The 21,220-nt window shown below is 32.2% G+C and carries 11 protein-coding genes; 4 read left to right on the top strand and 7 right to left on the bottom strand.

Translation table 11 applies throughout. The features are described 5' to 3' along the window. Positions 1 to 678 precede the first annotated feature (678 nt). Positions 679 to 9,414, top strand: coding sequence for a gliding motility-associated C-terminal domain-containing protein (locus tag MHL31_RS14250; RefSeq protein ID WP_240226620.1), 8,736 nt, complete (start codon positions 679 to 681; stop codon positions 9,412 to 9,414). 11 nt (positions 9,415 to 9,425) lie between these two features. Next, on the top strand, positions 9,426 to 10,409 hold the full coding sequence (locus tag MHL31_RS14245) for a type IX secretion system membrane protein PorP/SprF (protein WP_240226619.1): 984 nt from the start codon (positions 9,426 to 9,428) through the stop codon (positions 10,407 to 10,409). Between the two features lie 88 nt (positions 10,410 to 10,497). On the opposite strand, the gene MHL31_RS14240 is transcribed toward MHL31_RS14245, so the two are convergent. Together MHL31_RS14240 and MHL31_RS14235 are read right to left on the bottom strand one after the other, a co-directional pair. Beyond that, positions 10,498 to 12,093 carry a mechanosensitive ion channel family protein gene (locus MHL31_RS14240; RefSeq protein WP_240226618.1) on the bottom strand — a complete coding sequence of 532 codons (1,596 nt, stop codon included), beginning with the start codon at positions 12,091 to 12,093 and terminating at the stop codon, positions 10,498 to 10,500. A gap of 70 nt (positions 12,094 to 12,163) precedes the next feature. Beyond that, on the bottom strand, positions 12,164 to 14,101 hold the full coding sequence (locus MHL31_RS14235) for a YgiQ family radical SAM protein (protein ID WP_240226617.1): 1,938 nt from the start codon (positions 14,099 to 14,101) through the stop codon (positions 12,164 to 12,166). 185 nt (positions 14,102 to 14,286) lie between these two features. On the opposite strand from MHL31_RS14235, the gene MHL31_RS14230 reads away from it, so the two are divergent. Further along, entirely contained in the window at positions 14,287 to 14,769 is a 483-nt protein-coding gene (locus MHL31_RS14230; protein ID WP_240226616.1) for a hypothetical protein, read from the top strand. 149 nt (positions 14,770 to 14,918) lie between these two features. Here MHL31_RS14230 and MHL31_RS14225 read toward each other — a convergent pair whose 3' ends face one another. From MHL31_RS14225 to MHL31_RS14215, 3 genes are read right to left on the bottom strand one after another with little or no spacing between them, the layout of a single operon-like run. Further along, a complete protein-coding gene (locus tag MHL31_RS14225; RefSeq protein WP_240226615.1) occupies positions 14,919 to 15,722 on the bottom strand; it encodes a glucosaminidase domain-containing protein in 804 nt (267 codons plus the stop codon). Positions 15,723 to 15,724: 2 nt separating this feature from the next. Further along, complete coding sequence (locus MHL31_RS14220) at positions 15,725 to 16,657, bottom strand: 1-aminocyclopropane-1-carboxylate deaminase/D-cysteine desulfhydrase (RefSeq protein ID WP_371824125.1); 933 nt, start codon at positions 16,655 to 16,657, stop codon at positions 15,725 to 15,727. Then, the gene (locus MHL31_RS14215; RefSeq protein WP_240226614.1) at positions 16,648 to 18,567 is read right to left on the bottom strand and encodes an ABC-F family ATP-binding cassette domain-containing protein; all 1,920 of its coding nucleotides are present in this window, start codon (positions 18,565 to 18,567) and stop codon (positions 16,648 to 16,650) included. The genes MHL31_RS14220 and MHL31_RS14215 overlap by 10 nt, the downstream gene beginning before the upstream one ends. 116 nt (positions 18,568 to 18,683) lie before the next feature. Between MHL31_RS14215 and MHL31_RS14210 the strand changes: the two genes are divergently transcribed. Then, on the top strand, positions 18,684 to 19,073 hold the full coding sequence (locus MHL31_RS14210) for a DUF983 domain-containing protein (protein WP_240226613.1): 390 nt from the start codon (positions 18,684 to 18,686) through the stop codon (positions 19,071 to 19,073). Here MHL31_RS14210 and MHL31_RS14205 read toward each other — a convergent pair. Further along, a complete protein-coding gene (locus tag MHL31_RS14205; protein WP_240226612.1) occupies positions 19,054 to 20,094 on the bottom strand; it encodes an FAD-binding oxidoreductase in 1,041 nt (346 codons plus the stop codon). The genes MHL31_RS14210 and MHL31_RS14205 overlap by 20 nt on opposite strands. Positions 20,095 to 20,240: 146 nt before the next feature. After that, positions 20,241 to 21,209 (bottom strand): Gfo/Idh/MocA family protein, encoded by a 969-nt coding sequence (locus tag MHL31_RS14200; protein WP_240226611.1) that lies wholly within the window; start codon positions 21,207 to 21,209, stop codon positions 20,241 to 20,243. Positions 21,210 to 21,220 lie beyond the last annotated feature (11 nt).

Here is a 21,220-nt window from a genome sequence, read left to right as displayed (position 1 = left end):
TCAAGCGATACTATAAAAATTAACTTCTCCGAATTTGGTATATAGTCTGATAATAATTTATCAAGTAAAATTAGTATCAAAAAAATGATTTTCAACTTCAAAAAAAACTCAAATTCACATTCTTTAAATCATTTTTACTCAAAACAAACAACCTCCTCTTAAAAAATAAATACCCCCAATTAAAGATTATTTAATCTTTAATATGATTTACTCTTTTTTCTTTAATAAAACTACATTAAAATGTGATTTGTATAATAAAAATGTACTTTATAATGGATTTTTATTATATTTACTGCAACTAACTAATCAAATCTATAATGAATAACGCAGTTTTTAGAAAGTTGTATATGCGAAATTCAGCAATTACTAACTTTGGAATTGTATTATTATTCTCCCCTTACATTGTAAAAGGGTTAACCTTTTTAAATAGCGAATTTCACATACACACATCTTATATAGGAGAAAAATTAACTATAAGAAATTATTTTATTGTTCCCCATTCATCATCATTTTGGTGAAACAAGCACTATGTTTTTTATTTAAAAAAACAGATAATAAATATGGCTACTTTAAAATAATAAAACTAGCTATATAGAAAAAATTACATTTTTTAAAATGTATTAACCATACTACTATAAAATTCAACAATATTATAATTTAATTAAAATTACATTACCTATGAAAAAGTTATTACTTTATTCCGTATTTATTTTTTGCACAATTCAATCGTATTCTCAAGAATGGGAAGCTCTTGGTCCAGACGATTTCAACCAAGCTTCGCCTGCACAAGCTAGTTATACTTCCATAGCTATTGATGGTTCTGGCGTTCCTTATGTAGTTTACCAAGACGGAGCCAATGGAAATAAAGCTACGGTAAAGCAATTTGATGGTACTAACTGGGTTGACGTCGGATCTGCAGGTTTTTCAGCAGGATATGCTTATTATATTTCCTTAGCGTTTGATAGTTCGGATGTACCCTATGTAGTTTACAAAGATTGGGGTAATGGATATAAAGCTACGGTAAAGCAATTTGATGGTACTAACTGGGTTGACGTCGGATCTGCAGGTTTTTCAGCAGGTCAAGCTGATTTTACTTCCTTAGCGTTTGATAGTTCGGATGTACCTTATGTAGTTTACAAAGACGGAGGCAATGGAAATAAAGCTACGGTAAAGCAATTTGATGGTACAAACTGGGTTGACGTCGGATCTGCAGGTTTTTCAGCAGGAATAGCAAGTTATACTTCCTTAGCGTTTGATGGTTCGGATGTACCTTATGTAGTTTACAAAGACGGAGGCAATGGAAATAAAGCTACGGTAAAGCAATTTGATGGTACTAACTGGGTTGACGTCGGATCTGCAGGTTTTTCAGCAGGAATAACAGGTTATACTTCCATAGCTATTGATGGTTCGGATTTACTATATGTAGTTTACAAAGACGGAAGCAATGGAGGCAAAGCTACGGTAAAGCAATTTGATGGTACAAACTGGGTTGACGTCGGATCTGCAGGTTTTTCAGCAGGAATAGCAAGTTATACTTCCTTAGCGTTTGATGGTTCGGATGTACCTTATGTAGTTTACAAAGACGGAGGCAATGGAAATAAAGCTACGGTAAAGCAATTTGATGGTACTAACTGGGTTGACGTCGGATCTGCAGGTTTTTCAGCAGGAATAACAGGTTATACTTCCATAGCTATTGATGGTTCGGATGTACCCTATGTAGTTTACCAAGATTTGGGTAATGGATATAAAGCTACGGTACAGCAGTTTGATGGTACTAACTGGGTTGACGTCGGATCTGGAGGCGGTTTTTCAGCAGGTTCTGCTTATTATACTTCCTTAGCGTTTGATGGTTCGGATGTACCGTATGTAGTTTACTCAGATGAAGGAAATGGATATAAAGCTACGGTACAGCAATTTGATGGTACTAACTGGGTTGACGTTGGGTCTGCAGGTTTTTCAGCAGGAGTAGCTACTAATACTTCCATAGCTATTGATGCTTCGGATGTACCCTATGTAGTTTACCGAGACGGAAGCAATGGAGAAAAAGCTACGGTAAAGCAATTTGATGGCACTAACTGGGTTGACGTCGGATCTGCAGGTTTTTCTGCAGGGCAAGCTAATTTTACTTCCTTAGCGTTTAATAGTTCGAATATACCATATGTAGTTTACCGAGACGGAAGCAATGGATATAAAGCTACGGTAAAGCAATTTGATGGTACTAACTGGGTTGATGTCGGATCTGCAGGTTTTTCTGCAGGTCAAGCTAATTTTACTTCCTTAGCGTTTGATGGTTCGGATGTACCGTATGTAGTTTACCAAGATTGGGGTAATGGAGGCAAAGCTACAGTAAAGCAATTTGATGGTACTAACTGGGTTGATGTCGGATCTGCAGGTTTTTCTGCAGGTCAAGCCGATATTATTTCCATAGCGTTTGATAGTTCAGATGTGCCCTATGCAGTTTACCAAGATGGAAGCAATGGAAATAAAGCTACGGTAAAGCAATTTGATGGTACTAACTGGGTTGACGTCGGATCTGCTAGTTTTTCAGCAGGAATAGCAAATTATATTTCCTTAGCGTTTGATAGTTCGGATGTACCCTATGTAGTTTACCAAGATAGAAGCAATGAATATAAAGCTATGGTAAAGCAATTTGATGGTACTAACTGGGTTGACGTCGGATCTGCAGGCGGTGTTTCAGCAGGTTCTGCTTATTATACTTCCTTAGCGTTTGATGGTTCAGGAAACCTTGTTGTTGTATACAATAGTGTCGGTGCTTTTGCCAAAAAGTTTACCAATACAACAGCGCTTACTCATGTTGAAGTAGATGCCAGTGGTAATTTAGTTTATACCGATTCTGAAGATAAAGATGATGCTCTAACCATTATTGTTAATGGTGCAAATTATCGCATCAGTGATCCAAACAAACCAATTTATGCAGGGCAAGGAGCTATTCAAGATGGTAACGATGTTCTTGTACCGATTGCTTCGGTAACTGGAGTTATTAATATTAATACAGAAAATGGAGATGATAGCCTTACCATAGATTTTTCTGGTGGAAACTTTCAAGTTCCTATCAATTATAACGGAGGAAATCAAAATTCCGTTAACCCTGGCGATATCTTAAAGGTAACAGGCGGAGGTACTTTTAATACAGTAACCAGTAATTTTACTAATGGAAATGATGGTAATATTTTATTAGATGGCAATCAAATTAATTATACAGGTTTAGAACCTATAGATATGACAGGCTCTACTGCGAATAATTTGATTTTAAATCTACCAAACAGTGCTAACCAAGCAGTTTTAGAAAATAATCCAACTGCTGGAACCATTCAGTTTTATTCAAATAATGCCACATTTGAATCTATGGTGTTTTCTAATCCAATTAACTCATTAACTATTAATGGAGGTACTCAAGCCGATATTATAAATATGCAAGGACTTGACGCCGCATTTGATGCCGATTTAACTATAAATGGTGGCGTTGACGATTATGTAAACTTTCAAACCAACCCAACCAGTGTTGGCACTGGAAATATTACAGTGAATGCTTTAGCTATTTCGGTAGCACAAGATATATCAACCACAGGAACTGGTTTCATTTCAATGACTAGTGACTCTAAGATCATTATAAACTCAGCTGCTTCTGTAACTGCTGAAAATGGAAATATTACCCTATTAGCAAATGGAAATACCTCAGGAGACTATGATGGAGTTTTAATATGGAATGGATCTATGGTTGAAACTACTGGATCTGGTAATATTTTATTTACAGGAACCGCACAAAGCCTAGGTACGAACAGTTTTAACTATGGCGTTGTGGTAGAAGGTAATGCACAAGTAATTACTTCAGGCACAGGTGCCATTACTTTTAATGGTACAGGTGCAAGTACCGGAGAAAATTCAAATAATGGAGTACAAATTAGTTTTGGGGCCAGTGTTACTTCTAATGGAGGAGATATTCGTCTAAATGGAGTCGCTGGTGGTTTAGGAAAAGAAAATAGAGGAGTTGCAATATTAGAAAATAGTTCGGTAACCAATGCCTATGCCAGTGGCATTTATATAAATGGGACAGGGAGTACTACTTCAACAGGAAATAGTAATCAAGGTATTTTTATTTCCTCTGGGTCAACTGTTATACAAACCGGAACCGGAGGTATTAGTATGAACGGTAATGGAGGTAGTGGAATTAATACTAACATTGGAGTATTTTTAGATGGTACTAATACAAAAATACAGTCCCAAACTGGTGAAATCTCTTTAACTGGTACTGGAGGAAATGGTACTGGAAACAATAATGAAGGTGTTACAATTACCGGGGCGGCAATAGTAGAATCATCTGCTGGAATAATTGAATTATTAGGAACTGCAACAGGAGGAACAAACTTTAACAAAGGTGTTGTAGTCGCTGGTGCTGGATCTGGAATAAGAAACAATGGAGGAGGAACATTGCTCACAGGAATTGGAGCAGGAACTGGAAATGATAATCATGGTATTCAATTAGAAAATGGAGGATTTATTGAGAGTACAGATAGTGGAACAATCACTCTAATTGGAACAGGAAGTGCAGGAGTAAGTGCTAACCAAGGGATTCTCCTTAAAGGAGCAGGAGCAACTATATCTTCAGTAAATGGAGATATCTCCCTTAATGGAACAGGTGGTAACGGTACTGGAAACAATAATGAAGGTGTTACTATTATCGGTGATGCTTTAATCCAATCAACTGGAACTGGAGCTATTGATATTACAGGAAATGCTACAAATGGTATCAGTTTTAATAAAGGTATTGTCTTTTTAAATGCTGATGCTATAACAGCTAGCGGAGGAATTACAATGCTTGGAAATGGAAATGGTACTAATGATGCAAATTATGGTATATCTATTGAAGGAGGTTCAACTATAGAAGATACCACAAGTGGAAATATTGCTTTAACGGGTACGGGAGGAGATGGATTAAGTTATAATGATGGTATCCAAATAGTAGGGAATTCCGTGGTACGGACAACAAACGCAGGTTCTATTATTTTAGAAGGTAACGGAAGAGGTAACTCTGATTCAAATAGAGGGGTTTTTATTAATGGTTCGGGAACAACTATTAGTGCAGCTAGTGGCACTATAGATATAACAGGGCAAGGTGCTATTGGTGGGTCTGGGTCAAGTAACTTTGGTATCGAAGTAAATGAAGCTACTATAGGAAATACAGGAGCAGGAGCCATTGCTCTAACAGGAACTGGAGGAGACGGAACTTTCTTTAATCAAGGTGTAAGATTAAATAACGGAACACGTATAAATGCTGTTGATGGTAATATAAGTGTAACAGGAACTGGAGGATCTGGTAGTTATGGAGACAATATGGGATTACTAACTATAGGTGATGTTGATATTATTACTAGCGGAAATGGTGCTATCTCTTTAACTGGAAATGGAGGTCAAAGTGATAGTTGGGCCCGAGGAGTAGTATTATTTGATAATACTGGTCTTGTACAGTCTAATGGTGGAGGTATCACTATTAAAGGAACAGCTGATAATACTTCTACTGGAAGTTATAATAAAGGAGTATCTATTGAAGGTGCTACTGTAGAAGATTTGGCAGGAGGTTCTATTAATATTAAAGGAATTGGAGGAATTGGTGATAATGATAATTTTGGAATTGCAATACAAAATGCATCAATTGTAAGGACTAATGCTGGTGAAATCTCTTTAACTGGTACCGGTGGAAATGGTACAGGTAATTTTAACCAAGGAGTTAGTATTTCTTCATTGGCATTAGTAAGGAATATGGGAACAGGGTCTATAAACATAACAGGTACTGGTGGTACAGGAGTTCAACAAAACAGAGGTGTTGAAATACAAGGTTATGTTTCGGTAACTTCCAATGGAGGAAATATTTTTATTTCTGGAACCGGTAATTCTGGAACAACAGGTTCTTTTAATCTGGGAACCAGTATTAGAAATATAGCAACGGTTTCAACAATTGGAAATGGAACGATAACTATAGATGGAACAAGTGGGAATGGAACAGGTGGTAATTATGGTTTGGAAATAAATACCAACGGAACTGAAGTAAGTACAGAGAATGGAAATATAACAGTTAATGGAATTTCTACTGGAACTGCAGGCGGAAATAACTATGGAACATATATTGGCTCTCTAATAAATGCAACTGGCACAGGTTCTATACAAATAAACGGTACTGGAGGTAATGGAACAACTAATAATATTGGGCTTTATCTTAATAATACTACCTCTATAACAAGTGTTGGAGGTAGTATTCAACTAAATGGTACAAGTTCAGCTCTAATTAATCCAGCCATAAATATAACCACACTTATAGGTCCTATTTCAGCAGGAGGAGATATAACCGCAACAGCAAGCTTAGGTAAAATTAATACCCCAACTGGAATACCCGGATATGCAATATTCAATGCTTCAAATACCTTTATTAATGGAATACTTGCTCCAGGGCAATCGCCAGGACAAGTCACTGTTAATGGAAACTTTACATTAAGTTCTGGAGACACGGCAGAATTTGAAATAAACAATATAACTACTCCAGGAGTAGATTACGACCAAATTGTAGTAAATGGTACAGTAGATGTAACTGATGCAACCTTAACCATGGTTAATAATTTTGTTGGAACCCTTCCAGAAGCTAACGAATTTATAATTATCGATAATGACGGTACTGATGCTGTTATTGGAACTTTTAGCGGTCTTCCAAACAATGCATCAATACCTTTTAACAGTCAATTTGTATTTGTAAAATATGACGGTGGCGATGGAAATGACGTTGTATTAGTAGTAGATTCAATGCCAACAGCAATTTGTCAAAATTTTACAGCACAATTAAACGCTACAGGTAATGTTACAATTTTACCTTCTGATATAGATAATGGATCCTTTGATCCAGATGGCCCCGTAAGTTTAGCAATAGATAATGCTACTTTTTCTTGTACCGATATAGGAGAACACATAGTTACACTAACTATTACAGATAGCACTGGTAATACTGACTATTGCACTGCTACAGTAACGGTTGAAGATAACATTCCTCCAACAGTTTTGACAAAAGACGTTACCGTACAATTAGATGAAAATGGAGAAGCTATTATAACACCAAATGATTTTGACAATGGTTCTACCGATAATTGTAAAATATCAATACTCGGTCTCAAATTTGGCACTAGGTTATCTTATATTGATCAGGTTTTAGATTGCTCTCATATTGGAGAAAATACTATTGAATTTATAGTTAAAGATACCAGTAATAATAAATCCAGTTGTTTTGCTACTGTTACTGTTGTAGATTCGATCTCATCAACAGTATTAACTCAAAACATTACAATACAATTAGATGCTGATGGAAATGCTACTATTACTGCAGACCAAATAGACAATGGTTCATTTGACAACTGTAGTATCGAAACATTAGAAATTGACAATACAACATTTAATTGTTCAAATATTGGTGAAAACACCGTAACATTAAAAGCAACTGATACCAATGGTAATGTTTCAACAAAAACAGCAATTATTACTATTGAAGATACTACTGCTCCAACAGTAGTTACTCAGAATATCACAATACAAGTAGGTAGTGAAGGAATGGTTAGTATTACCCCAGATCAAATAGACAACGGTTCATCAGATAATTGTAATATTGACACCTTGGAATTAGACATCTCTACATTTGATTGTACAAACCTTGGAGAAAATACGGTTACTTTAACTGCAACCGATGCTAGTGGAAATAGCACAATAGCAACCGCCATTGTAACTATTGAAGACACTATTGCTCCAACTGTGATAACACAAGATGTTACCGTTGAATTAGATGCTGATGGAAATGCGACAATTACTGCAAACCAAATAGACAATGGCTCGTTTGACAACTGTAATATTGAAACATTAGAAATTGACAATACAACATTTAATTGTTCAAATATTGGTGAAAATACTGTAACATTAACAGCAACTGATACCAGTGGTAATGTTTCAACAAAAACAGCAATTATTACTATTGAAGATACTACTGCTCCAACATTAATTACTCAAAATATTACAGTTGAATTAGATACTGATGGAAATACCACTATTACTGCAGACCAAATAGACAATGGCTCGTTTGACAACTGTAGTATTGAAACATTAGAAATTGACAATACAACATTTAATTGCTCAAATATTGGTGAAAACACTGTAACATTAACAGCAACTGATACCAGTGGTAATGTTTCAACAAAAACAGCAATTATTACTATTGAAGATACTACTGCTCCAACATTAATTACTCAAAATATTACAGTTGAATTAGATACTGATGGAAATGCTACTATTACTGCTGACCAAATAGACAATGGCTCGTTTGACAATTGTAGTATCCAAACATTAGAAATTGACAATACAACGTTTAATTGTTCAAATATTGGTGAAAACACTGTAACCTTAATAGGAACTGATACAAATGGAAATAGTACAAATGCAACAACCATAGTAACTGTTAAAGAACTAATTGCCCCAACAATTAATTGTGCTGCTCCTTTTACAATTCAATTAGATGAAACTGGAAGTGCAAGTATTACTGTTGATCAAATAGACAACGGTTCAACAGATAATTGCGGAATTGCCTCTATAACAATTGATAAAGACACTTTTGACTGTGCTGATATTGGCGAAAATACCGTTACACTAACTGTAACAGACACAAGTGGAAATACAAGTATTTGTTCAACCATAGTTACCCTTGAAGATATAAGTGCACCAATAGTAATAACACAAAATATCTCTATTGAATTAGACAGTAATGGAAATGCAACCATCGATGCTAATGAAATTGATGATGGTAGTTTTGATACTTGTGGAATAGCTACTATGAGTTTAGATAAAACAACATTTAACTGTCCTATTTTAGGCGATACTACAGTAACATTAACAGTTGTTGACAATGCGGGGAATAGTGCTTCAGAAATGGCTATTATAACTTTTACTTCAGATGATTTAGATAATGACGGTATTGCAGATAGTTGTGATGATGATCTGGATGGTGATGGCGTAAATAACGACATAGATAATTGTCCAACAGTTTCAAATGCGAATCAAGCGGATTTAGACCGTAATGGAATAGGAGATGTTTGTGATAGTGGTGAGTTAGAAATACCGAAAGGGTTCTCTCCTAATGGAGATGGAACTAATGATGAGTTTATAATTAAAGGACTTCATAAATATCCTAATAACAGTATTCAAATCTATAATAGATATGGAAACATAGTTTATGAATCCAAAAATTATCAAAATTATTGGGATGGCGTATCTTCTGGTAAATCTAAAAAATTACCCGCAGCTCCATATTTTTATGTGTTAAGTGTTAATGGAGGAAGTAAAATAGTTAAAGGCTGGTTATACATCAATTATTAAGAAAAATTAAGATGAAAAATATATTTAAACAATTCGTATTTGTAAGTGCTTTTTTAATCATTTTAAAAAGTAATGCACAACAAGACCCATTATACACACAATACTACAACAACTTTAGCTTAATCAACCCTGCCTACGCTGGTAGCCATGGATTATTTACTGCTACTGCGAACATTCGTAGTCAGTGGGCTGGTGAAGCTGGTAGTCCAGAAACACAGACCTTATCAATTCACGGAGCTACTGGTAAAAATGTAGGTTTAGGTTTGTCTATTGTAAATGATAAAGTGTTTGTATTAAAAGAAACTGATATCTATGCAGATTTCTCCTATTCTATTTATCCAAATGAAAATTCCACGCTTGCTTTTGGATTAAAAGCTGGAGGTAGTTTTCTAGATGTAAATTTATTAGAGCTCGGTATTGAAAATGACGATTTGTTTAGTGAAAACATTAATGAATTTAACCCTAATATGGGAGCGGGTGTGTTTTACTATACAGATCGCTTTTTTGCAAGCTTATCTACCGTAAACATTCTAAAAAGCAAGCATTACGATAAAAGCAGTACGGTAGTTTCTAGTGCTTCAGATGAAATGATATTTTATATATCTTCTGGATATGTGTTTGACTTAGGAGATTCATTTAAACTGAGACCTTCTTTTATGTTAAGAGCGGTAAATGATTCTCCGCTATCAACAGATATTTCTGCTAGTATTTTGTGGCTTGATAAATTAGAATTTGGTATCTCACATAGAATTGACGAATCTGTCTCTGGTCTTTTTCAACTTAGATTGACAGACAATTTAAAAATTGGTTATACTTACGATGCGATTACAAATAACCTTTCTAATTATAATAATGGATCGCACGAGTTTTCTATTATTTTAAACCTTAATAAAAACAAAAGAAATGATCATAAAAGACAACCTCCTCTTTATTGGATGAAAAAACAACATTCTGAAGATATTTTGGAATTAAAAAATCCTGAAGAAGAAAATTAGTTTTTAATACTAAAGTTTACAAAATTAAAAAGAGGCTGCCTTAAAAAATAGATAGCCTCTTTGCTTTTGCTAAAACTTACAAAATCTTCTATTTTTTTATTCCATCAATTATATTTTGAATCCTACTTTCTTCAATATTATAATCTAAAGGTACGTTTTTCTTTTCTGGGAACTGTTCAATCATAACTGTTGTAGAAGGGAATGCAAAATCTACACCTAGTTCCGAAGCTAATTTTAAAATAGCTAAATGTAAACTATGCTTAGAGGCTTGTTCTTCAGCCCAACCTAATTGAACAAAATATACATTTAAAAGAATTAATAACGCAGAATCTCCAAAACCTGAAAATTCTACATTAAAAGAATCATCTCGTGTATTTGGATGTAATTCTATAATTTTTCGAACACCTTTTACAAAAGCATCTATTAATTCTGGAGGCGTATCATAACGTAAACCTAAATTCGTATTATATCTTCTATATGCTCTTAATCCTTTATTATTAACAACCATTTCAGATAAAGTACTGTTTGGTATTTGATATACTGAAGTATCGGCAGCTCTTACTGTTGTGGACCTAAAACCTACAGCTTCTACAGTACCCGCAACTATACCAGCTTCTATCCAATCTCCAATATGGAATGGTTTATCTACAAAGATCATTATTGTACCAATAAAGTTCTTTACCGTATCTTGAGAAGCCAAAGCAACTGCAATACCACCAATTGAAGCTCCTGCAATAACTGTAACTGGCTCAACTCCAAAAAGGGTAAGTAATTTTAGCAATCCAAGAAACAGCACCAGTCCTTTTAAAAAATTATATAAAATCGGTACTAATTGATCATCTAATTTACCATGTGTAGACTCTGCATAATCAGCATAAATATCAACAACTACTTTTACAAGTTTTAAGAATACATAGATCCAAAAAACTGTAACCATAATATTTAAAGCTAAAAATATAAAAGTGTTTAAATCTAACGGAAGTGCTAAAGAAGGTAATTCTGCTTTTACAAACCAAATTAAAATTAACAAAACAATTGGTCGTGTCAGTTTTTTTAAAGCCAATTTAATTTTATCATTCGACTTTTTAACAATCCAATATTGAACTTTTTGTAAAATATAATAAATTATTTTTCTCAAAATATAAAACATTCCAACACAGATTGCTAATAGAATTAACAAACCAAAATATTTCCACAACTCTATATTAAAAACTTTTTCTCGCCCAATCTCTGGAATAATTTGTTGCAATTTTTCAGTATACCAAGGAAAAACATTATTATAAAGCGTGTCTATATTATTTGAAACCTCAGGAGAATAATACCAGCTATCACCTATTTTTTCAACATAAACTTCAGGCATACTGTATGGAAATAAGACATATCGATACCCCACTTTATAACCTGTTGAATCTGTATACGAATTATCTTTAGGAACTTTAGAAAAGTCTACTTTTAATCCTTTTCCATCTAATATTTTTTTTAACTTAATAGCTATTTCTTCAGCTTCATCACCCTCAAAACCATAAATTGTTTGAGCCGCCTTCTCTGGTTCATAACTACCTGCTTGTAAAAAATATAAATGTGTATAAATTGTAGCATTCGGATTACTTAAATCAACTTTTATTTTATTTTGAGCAATAAGTGTTGAAGAAAGTAATAAAAAAAATAGAACTATTTTTTTCATTTTTAAATCTATTTAAATATTAATATAATTAAAAAGTATAATTGCAAGCATTCAATAAAAACCTAAATTATTACCTTTTTTTTCTTTTATTAAATTTCTTTTTTCTTCTTGAATTAAATGGCACTGCATCATTAAAAGTATCTTTAACTTTTTCAGATTTATTTTTTTTCCAAGAATTAGTTGTTGGAAGCAATTTTTGTAATAAATCTTGTCTTCCTACTTTTAAAAGTGTTTTTCTAATCCAAGCTTGGTTTTCTCTCTTGTACCAGAAGAAAAAACGATGTTGCTCTTCTTTTTCGTGCTTAGATTTAGGTGTTCTTGTAGGTTTTAAAGTATATGGATGAAAACCGCTATAATAAATTACCGTTGCAACCGTCATAGGTGTTGGTGTAAACCCTTGTACTTGTTCTAATTGAAACCCCATATCTTTAGTTTCAGCAGCTAAATTTGCCATATCTTCAACTTCACAAGCTGGATGGTTAGATATAAAATAAGGAATTAATTGTAGGTTTAATTTTTTACGAATATTAATTTTATCAAAACGCTCTTTAAACATATGAAAATATTTAAAAGAAGGCTTACGCATTAACTTTAAAACAGGATCAGATGAATGTTCTGGCGCTACTTTTAGCCTTCCAGACACGTGTTTTGTCATTACCTCTTCAGTATAAGCATCTAGCTCTTTTGGGTCGGCTTTTTTATTAAATTCTGGAACCAACATATCGTGTCTAATACCACTTCCTATAAAAGATTTTTTAACCTTTGGATGTTTATCAACTGCTTGATATAACTCTGTTAATGGTTTGTGTGAAGTGTCTAAATTATGACAAATTACAGGTGAAATACAAGAAGGTGCAACACATCTGTCGCAAATTTCTTGAACTTTTCCTTTCATCTTATACATATTTGCCGAAGGCCCACCTATATCAGACAAATAACCTTTAAAATCGGGCATATTTGCTACTTGATCTACTTCTTTTAAAATAGACTCTTGACTTCTACTTGCTATAAATTTTCCTTGATGTGCCGAAATTGTACAAAAACTACATCCTCCAAAGCAACCTCTATGTATGTTTATAGAGAATTTAATCATTTCAAATGCAGGTATAGCACCTCGCTTATTATATTTTGGATGTGGTAATCGTGTAAAAGGCAAATCAAAAGAAGTATCTATTTCAGCTTCCGTCATTGTCTCATATGGTGGATTTATAATCAACTTTGAATTACCAACATCTTGAAAAATTCTATTTGCAAATAGTTTATTTGACTCTTGCTCAATTACTTTAAAATTAGATGCAAACATTTTTTTATCCTTCAAACAAACTTCGTGTGAATGAATAAAAATATCTTTCCAATTTTTGTTTTTTGGAATTTCTTCATTCTTATCTAATAAAAATGCTGTTTGTTTAATAGTAGTTAAACTAGAAAACGGAACTCCTTTTTGTAATAAATTTACAATTTCACGTAAGGGCTGTTCTCCCATTCCATACACCAATAAATCGGCTTTAGATTCTTCTAAAATCGTAGGTTTTAATGTATCACTCCAGTAATCGTAATGCGTAACTCTTCGTAATGATGCTTCAATACCACCAATTAAAACAGGTACATCGGGAAATTTTTCTTTTAAAATATTACTGTAAACAGTAGTTGCATAATCTGGCCTAAATCCTTTATCTCCATTTGGAGTATATGCATCTTTATCTCTTTTTCTTTTACTAGCGGTATAATTACTCACCATTGGATCCATACAACCACCTGTAACAGCAAAAAACATTTTTGGAGTTCCAAGTTTAGTAAAGTCTTGTAGATTATCATGCACACTAGGTTGTGGAACTATTGCCACACGCAATCCGTAACTTTCTAAAATTCTACCAACAACGGCATGTCCAAATGCTGGATGATCTACATAAGCATCTCCACTAAAAAGAATTACATCTAATTCTTCCCAGCCTCTAAGTTTCACCTCTTTATTAGTAGTAGGCAACCAATCTGAAAGTTTGTTCATCATATTTTGCAAAAATACACTATTTATAATTATTCCGAATTAGATTTTTTTTATGTTATTACTTAGTTGTTATTTTTAAGTAGTTTAAGCTCCAGAGTGTTAACGAATGTTAACGAGTGTTAAGCGTTTAAACCTTTTTAATTTTATAACGTCAAAGAAGTATATTAACACATAAAAATATTTAAATTATGAAAAAATTAGTAGGATTAACAGTTATAATAATGTTCTTTTCTTTAACTATAACTGCTCAAGGGCAAAGACAAAACAAAAGAGCTACTTACACACCTGAACAAAAAGCAACATTACAATCTAAAAAATTAGCTTTACGCTTAGATTTAAATGCTAGCCAAGAAAAAGCAGTTGAAAAATTAATGTTGAAATCTGCTGAAGAGCGTGAAAGCTATAGAACAGAGCACATGAAAAACAAAAAAGACGGTACTGGATTAACTAGTGACGAACGTTTTGAACGTGAAAAATTAAGATTGGAAAAACAACAAGCTACTAAAGCTGAATTCAAAAAAATTCTTACAGAAGAACAGTTTGAAAAATGGGAAACCATAAAAAAACAAACTATGAGAAAAGGTAATAGAGACAAAGGAAATAGAGCCAAAGGAAATTCTAAAGAATCTAGAAATAATAAAGGGCCTAAAAAAGGGTCTAGAAATAGATAAAAATCAGTTTGTTTAGTTTGCTGATATTTAAAGTGTTGCAATATTTTTTTGCAACACTTTTTTTTATAAAAGAAATACTTAATAAACTATAAAAGTTAACTTATATCAATTTTTCTAAACTTCTTTAGCTACTTTTCCAGCTGAAAAAATTATTTTGTAACTATTAAGGTTTGCCCAATGCTAATAGTGTTAGAATTTAAACTATTCATTTTTTTTAGCTCCGCTACCGTTAAACCATATTTTCTTGAAAGTGAATACAACGTATCTCCTTTAACTACAATATGATTTTTTAGATTATTATTTTTAGGATATTCAAAAGATTTTCCTAAAACTTGAGTATCATATTTATGCAAATCATATTTTTCTATTATAGCAATTAATTTTGCAGGATACCTTCTATCAGTCGCATAACCAGCCTCACTTAAACCTTTTGCCCACTTAACATAATCGCCTGGTTTTAGTTTAAATAATTTTGAATATCTAGATCTACTGGTTAAAAATAAAGAATGGTCTTTATACGAGTTTGCAGGATCTTTATACACTCTAAAACATTCCCCTTTTTCATCATCATCATGATACGTTCTATCACCTTCCCAACCTTTATGACATTTTATTCCGAAATGATTGTTAGATTTTCTTGTTAATTGACTGTTACCGCTTGAAGACTCTAAAATACCTTGCGCTAATTTTATACTTGCAGGAATTTTATAGTTACGCATATCTCTCATTGCAGCATCTTTAAACTGCTCTATATACTCTAAAGTAGAATTTTTTATAGTTGAATTGGTATTCGATTGTATAGTTACTTTTTTAGAATCGGTATCTCTTGAAGATTTTACTACCATTTTTTTATGAGTAGTAGTTACCTTTTTTTCTGCAAGCTTTTTTTTAGATTTACAACTTACTAATAAACTGATTGTTAAAACTCCTATTAAAAAATATTTAAGCCTCATCTCTAAACTATTTCTTTTAAATTTTTATTTTTCAAATATACATTCATTCCTTCAATTCCCTGTAAACCTCCGGTATGAATTGCTAAAATATTAGTTCCAGCTTCAAAATAATCATTTTTTATTAAATCCACAATTCCAAATAATAGTTTACCCGTATAAACCGGATCTAAAGGAATTCCAGTTTCTTTTTTAAATTTATTAATAAAATAAATTAAATCTTCTGAAACCTTAGCATAACCTCCAAAATGATAGTCTGTATTTAAACTCCAATTTTTATTAGTTAGTACATATTTTTTAATTTCATGTTTAAGAAAATCTCCTTTTAAAGCAGGAAAACCAATAGTTTTTTGATGTTTTTTTGTAGAATTTATAATTCCTGAAATTGTACCACCTGTACCAACAGCTGAACAAATTACATTGTAAATAGCATCTTCTTCATTTAAAATTTCCTCGCATCCTTTTACCGCAAACTTATTCGTCCCTCCTTCTGGAACAAGGTAAAAATCACCAAATTCTTGCTTTAAATTATCTATAAATACTTCTGAATTTTTCTCTCTATATGCACTTCTAGAAACAAAATGAAATTGCATATTATGTTCTGAAGCAAACCTTAAAGTTGGATTTTGTTGCAATACTTTTTCTAAATCGTTTGCCAATTCATCTCCTCTAATAACTCCAATAGTTTTAAACCCAAATTGAAACCCTGCAGCGGCAGCGGCAGCAATATGGTTAGAATATGCACCTCCAAAAGTTAATAGTGTATTTTTTTGTTGGCTTGAAGCTTCTACAAGATTGTATTTTAATTTTCGATATTTATTTCCAGATATAAACGGATGTAATTGATCTTCTCGCTTAATATATAATGAAACCCCTGAATTGGCTATTTCAGAAAAATGAATTTGTTGTATATTACTTTTTTTAGCTTCTAAGAACACGCTTCAATCTTTTCTTCTAGTTGAGACCAATCATCCATTAAAGTTTCTACTTTTTGTTTTTTAGCTTTGTAGTTTTCGAAAAAATTTGGTTCAGAGGCTTTACTTTCATAATCTTTTTCAAGTGCCGCATCCAATTCTAAAATTTCTTTTTCTAAAGTATCTATTTCAACCTCAATTTTGGCCAGTTTATTCTTTAACTTTTTTAATTCTTTTTCCTCTGCTCTAGATAGTTGATGAGCCTCTTTTTTAACCTTAACAGGTTTTTTATCAACTACCGTTCTTTTTTCTGCTTCTCTTAAATTTTCTATTTGATGTTGTTCCAAGAAAAAATCAATATCTCCTAAATATTCTTTTATCACTTTATCTTTAAATCCATAAACGGTTGTTGTTAGCCCTTGTAGAAAATCTCTATCGTGCGAAACAACAATTAATGTACCGTCAAAATTTTGAAGTGCTTGCTTTAAAACATTTTTTGAAGCAATATCTAAATGGTTTGTAGGCTCATCCATTATTAAAACATTAAATGGAGAAAGCAATAATTTACAAAGTGCCAATCTATTTCTTTCACCCCCAGAAAGCATTTTTGCTTTTTTATCAACGGCTTCACCACCAAATAAGAATGCACCTAACATATCTCTAACACGCATTCTATTAGTATCATTTGCGGCATCTTCCATTATTTCTAAAACCGTTTTTTCTGGATCTAAATATTCCGATTGATTTTGAGCAAAATACCCAATTTCAACGTTATGACCCAATTTTAGGTGTCCACCATGTGCAATTTCGCCCACCATAATTTTAGCTAAAGTCGATTTTCCTTGTCCGTTTTGACCTACAAATGCAATTTTACTATTTCTTTCAATTAGTAAATTTACGTTTTCTAGCACGTGCTTATCTCCATAACTTTTAGATAAATCTTCGGCTTCAACAACAATTTTACCTGGTTCTTTTGAAATTTGAAAACGCACATTCATTACAGCATTATCATCATCATCAACTTCAATACGTTCAACTTTATCCAGTTTTTTAATTAAAGATTGTGCCATTGTAGCTTTATTAGCTTTGGCTCTAAATTTATCAATTAATAACTGTGTTGCCTTAATTTCTTTTTCTTGATTTTTTTGTGCTTGTAGTTGTTTTTCTTTTATTTCACCTCGCAATAATAAAAACTGAGAATACGGTTTTTTGTAATCGTAAATTTTACCTAATGAAATTTCAATAGTTCTATTTGTTACATTGTCTAAAAACATTTTATCGTGCGAAACTAGCACAATTGCCCCTGCATAGTTTTTTAAAAAATTTTCTAACCAAATAATAGATTCAATATCTAAATGGTTTGTTGGCTCATCCAATAATAAAATATCATTATTCTGTAATAATAATTTTGCCAATTCTATACGCATTCTCCAACCTCCCGAAAAAGTACTTGTTAACTTATCAAAATCTTCTCTTTGAAAACCTAAACCTTGTAAAATTTTCTCGGTATTGCCTTTATAATTATAACCCCCTAAAAGTTCATAACGGTGCGTATATTCGTTAATATCAACCATTAAATCGTGATAATAATCACTTTCATAATCTGTTCTTTCAGCTAATTCAAGATTAATTTGATCTAATTTAGCTTCAATTTGTTTTATTTCTTCAAAGGCTTGATACGCTTCTTCTAAAATAGTTCTTCCTTCTTCAAAATCTATATCTTGACGTAAAAAACCGATGCGTACATCTTTATCAAAAGCCATAGTTCCTCCAGAACTTTCTATATCTTGAGAAATAACTTTTAATAAAGTAGATTTTCCTGCTCCATTTTTTCCAATTAACCCAATTCTATCTCCTTTATTTAACTTAAAAGTTATTCCCGAAAACAAATCGGAACCGGCAAAAGAAACCGATAAATTATGTACGTTAAGCATTGTTATTGTAATTTAATGTCTATTTTTGTTTTTCTATAAAACCTTGCAAACTTACTATAAAAATTTTAGCCACTCAATTAAAGTTCTTATTTTAGAGTAAGAAAATATATTTAAAAATGTTTAAAAAAGGATCTAAACTCTACAGTATATTATTTAATAAATGTCCAAGATGCCATGAAGGTGATTTTATGGAAGAAAACAACATCTTAAAGTTTAAAAATGCATTTAAAATGAAAGAAAACTGTTCTAAATGTAATTTAAAATATATGATGGAACCTTCGTTTTATTATGGAGCTATGTATGTTACATACGCACTTACTGTAGGTATTTCAATAATCACATTTATTATTTCAACACTTGTTTTTAAGCTTAGTTTATTAGAGAGTTTTATTCCTATTGTTGTTGTTTTAATATTAACGGCTCCTTTTTCTTTACGTTTTTCTCGAATTATTTGGATCAATATTTTTGTACATTTCGATAAAAAATTTACGAAAAACGAGCAATAGAAAATTCTTTTTCTATAGGTTCTCCACATTCTAAATGATTATAAAGTAATTTGGCTGCTTTTGGTGCTATCATTACCCCACGCGTTCCTAAACCGTTTAAAATTGCCAAATTTGAATATTTTGGATGTACACCAACCAATGGTCTTCTATCCTTTATTGTTGGCCTAATACCCGCAACATGGTCAACTACTTTAAATGGAACAGTAATAAACGTTTTTAATTTTGTTAATAATTCTTCTTTACCAGATTCAGTTGGTTTTTGAGTAGTATCTTTCCAATTAAAAGTAGCCCCTACTTTATAATAATTATTCCCTAAAGGAAGTATAAAAACTGCAGCTTTTATTAAAAAATTAATAGTTAAGTTAGGCGCATGTATTATTAACAATTCCCCTTTTGCTTCTTGCATAGGTAAATAATTAAAATAAGGATTTTGTTTTAATCCAAATCCCTCACAGCATACTATTTTTGAAGCTTTAATTCCATTATACATAACTGAATCCGCTTCAATTTTTAAATTATTGTATTGAAAACTTTCATTTTTAAGAAGTTTTCTATCTTTTAAAGAACTTCTATAATTTTCTAGCAACAATTTTGTATCAATTCTACCAGTATTTTTAAGTTTTCCGTAACCAAAATCTGCATGAACACCCTCATGTTTTTCGTGAATAACCTTAGGCTCCATATAATTTGAAAGCAATGGTTTATCACTTGCTACAAACCAATTATTTTGCTCTTCTATAGATTTAAATATTCGATAAATATCAACTGAATGATGGTATTTAGACTTGAATTCTTTTTGTAAATCCTCATAAAAAGGAATTGCAATTTTAAGTTGACTTATGGCATCCCAAACAGGTGTAAATCGCTTTAAAATTACTGGATTGTACATTCCTCCAGCAACTATTGACGAGTTTTGAGAATTATCTTCATAAATTATGTACGTTTTATTGTGCCTTTCTAACTCTTTCGAAAAAGCCAAACCTGCCAAACCTAAACCAACAATTATATAATCAACTTGCATTTTATAGAATTATTTTTGAATTGAAGAATTCGACACCTGGTATTTAGTGTTGAGAAACGTAACTTTGTTATATTACTGCCTCACAACTTTAAACTTTGAACCTCTCTGCAATTCTGAAATTTTTCAACTTTTACTTTTAAACTATATTACTTCTCAAATGGATGCTTTGCCAAAGGTTTTTTTACAAATGGATGGTACTCTCCTTTTGCGCCAATTGGTTCGGCATGTCTAATATTATGTACAATTTCAATTGCTTGACGTGGTGCATCTATACCATAACCTTTTCCTTTAATTATTTCTTGATAAGAAACCGTGTGTAAATCTGTAAATCCACCACTAAATTCTAGTTCTTCACCTTCAATTGTAATTGACCTATAAGTACGTTGCCCTTTTGCTTTAATTTCATCTGGTAATACATCGTAATTTATAGATAAAAACCAACGAACTCTAGCTTTTTCAAACTCTAAATACCCTGCAGATCTATCGTGTGTATTTACATGGACAGTATTTTGCTTTAAATCTCCAAAAATCCAAGATAACATATCAAAAAAATGGACTCCAATATTGGTTGCAATTCCACCTGCTTTTGACACATCTCCTTTCCAAGAAGTATAATACCAATGTCCACGAGATGTTAAATATGTTAAATCAACATCGTATATTTTATCTTGTGGTCCGTTTTCAATTTTTTCTTTTAAAGCTATAATACTAGGATGAACTCTTAATTGTAAAATATTATAAATTTTATTCCCAGTTTCTTTCTCAATTTCTCCTAAAGCGTCTATATTCCAAGGATTTAAAACCAAAGGCTTTTCGCAAATAGCATCAGCACCTTGTCTTAAGGCAAAACGTATATGCGCATCATGCAAATAATTTGGTGTACAAATACTTACGTAGTCTATTTTTGTTTTTTGCTCGTATTTTAATTTTGAAATATGACGATCAAATCGCTCGAATTCTGTAAAAAAATCTGCATTTGGAAAATAACTATCTATAATACCAACACTATCAAATTTATCTAAAGCAGCAACCAAATTATTATTGGTTTCTTTTATTGCTTTCATATGGCGTGGAGCTATATAACCACTTGCTCCTATTAGTGCAAAATTTCTCATTCTTATTTTGT

The sequence above is a fragment of the Lutibacter sp. A80 genome (genome assembly GCF_022429645.1).
Taxonomy (GTDB): Bacteria; Bacteroidota; Bacteroidia; order Flavobacteriales; family Flavobacteriaceae; genus Lutibacter.
The sequence above is the reverse complement of the archived record's forward strand: the minus strand, read 5'-3'. Positions and strand labels throughout refer to the sequence as shown.

Bases quoted from the DNA above. Each gene is read 5' to 3' on its own strand.
- MHL31_RS14240 (WP_240226618.1), bottom strand. From the start codon at position 12,093: ATGAAAAAAATAGTTCTATTTTTTTTATTACTTTCTTCAACACTTATT.
- MHL31_RS14210 (WP_240226613.1), top strand. From the start codon at position 18,684: ATGTTTAAAAAAGGATCTAAACTCTACAGTATATTATTTAATAAATGT.
- MHL31_RS14205 (WP_240226612.1), bottom strand. From the start codon at position 20,094: ATGCAAGTTGATTATATAATTGTTGGTTTAGGTTTGGCAGGTTTGGCT.
- MHL31_RS14200 (WP_240226611.1), bottom strand. From the start codon at position 21,209: ATGAGAAATTTTGCACTAATAGGAGCAAGTGGTTATATAGCTCCACGC.
- MHL31_RS14230 (WP_240226616.1), top strand. From the start codon at position 14,287: ATGAAAAAATTAGTAGGATTAACAGTTATAATAATGTTCTTTTCTTTA.
- MHL31_RS14225 (WP_240226615.1), bottom strand. From the start codon at position 15,722: ATGAGGCTTAAATATTTTTTAATAGGAGTTTTAACAATCAGTTTATTA.
- MHL31_RS14245 (WP_240226619.1), top strand. From the start codon at position 9,426: ATGAAAAATATATTTAAACAATTCGTATTTGTAAGTGCTTTTTTAATC.
- MHL31_RS14250 (WP_240226620.1), top strand. From the start codon at position 679: ATGAAAAAGTTATTACTTTATTCCGTATTTATTTTTTGCACAATTCAA.
- MHL31_RS14215 (WP_240226614.1), bottom strand. From the start codon at position 18,567: ATGCTTAACGTACATAATTTATCGGTTTCTTTTGCCGGTTCCGATTTG.
- MHL31_RS14235 (WP_240226617.1), bottom strand. From the start codon at position 14,101: ATGATGAACAAACTTTCAGATTGGTTGCCTACTACTAATAAAGAGGTG.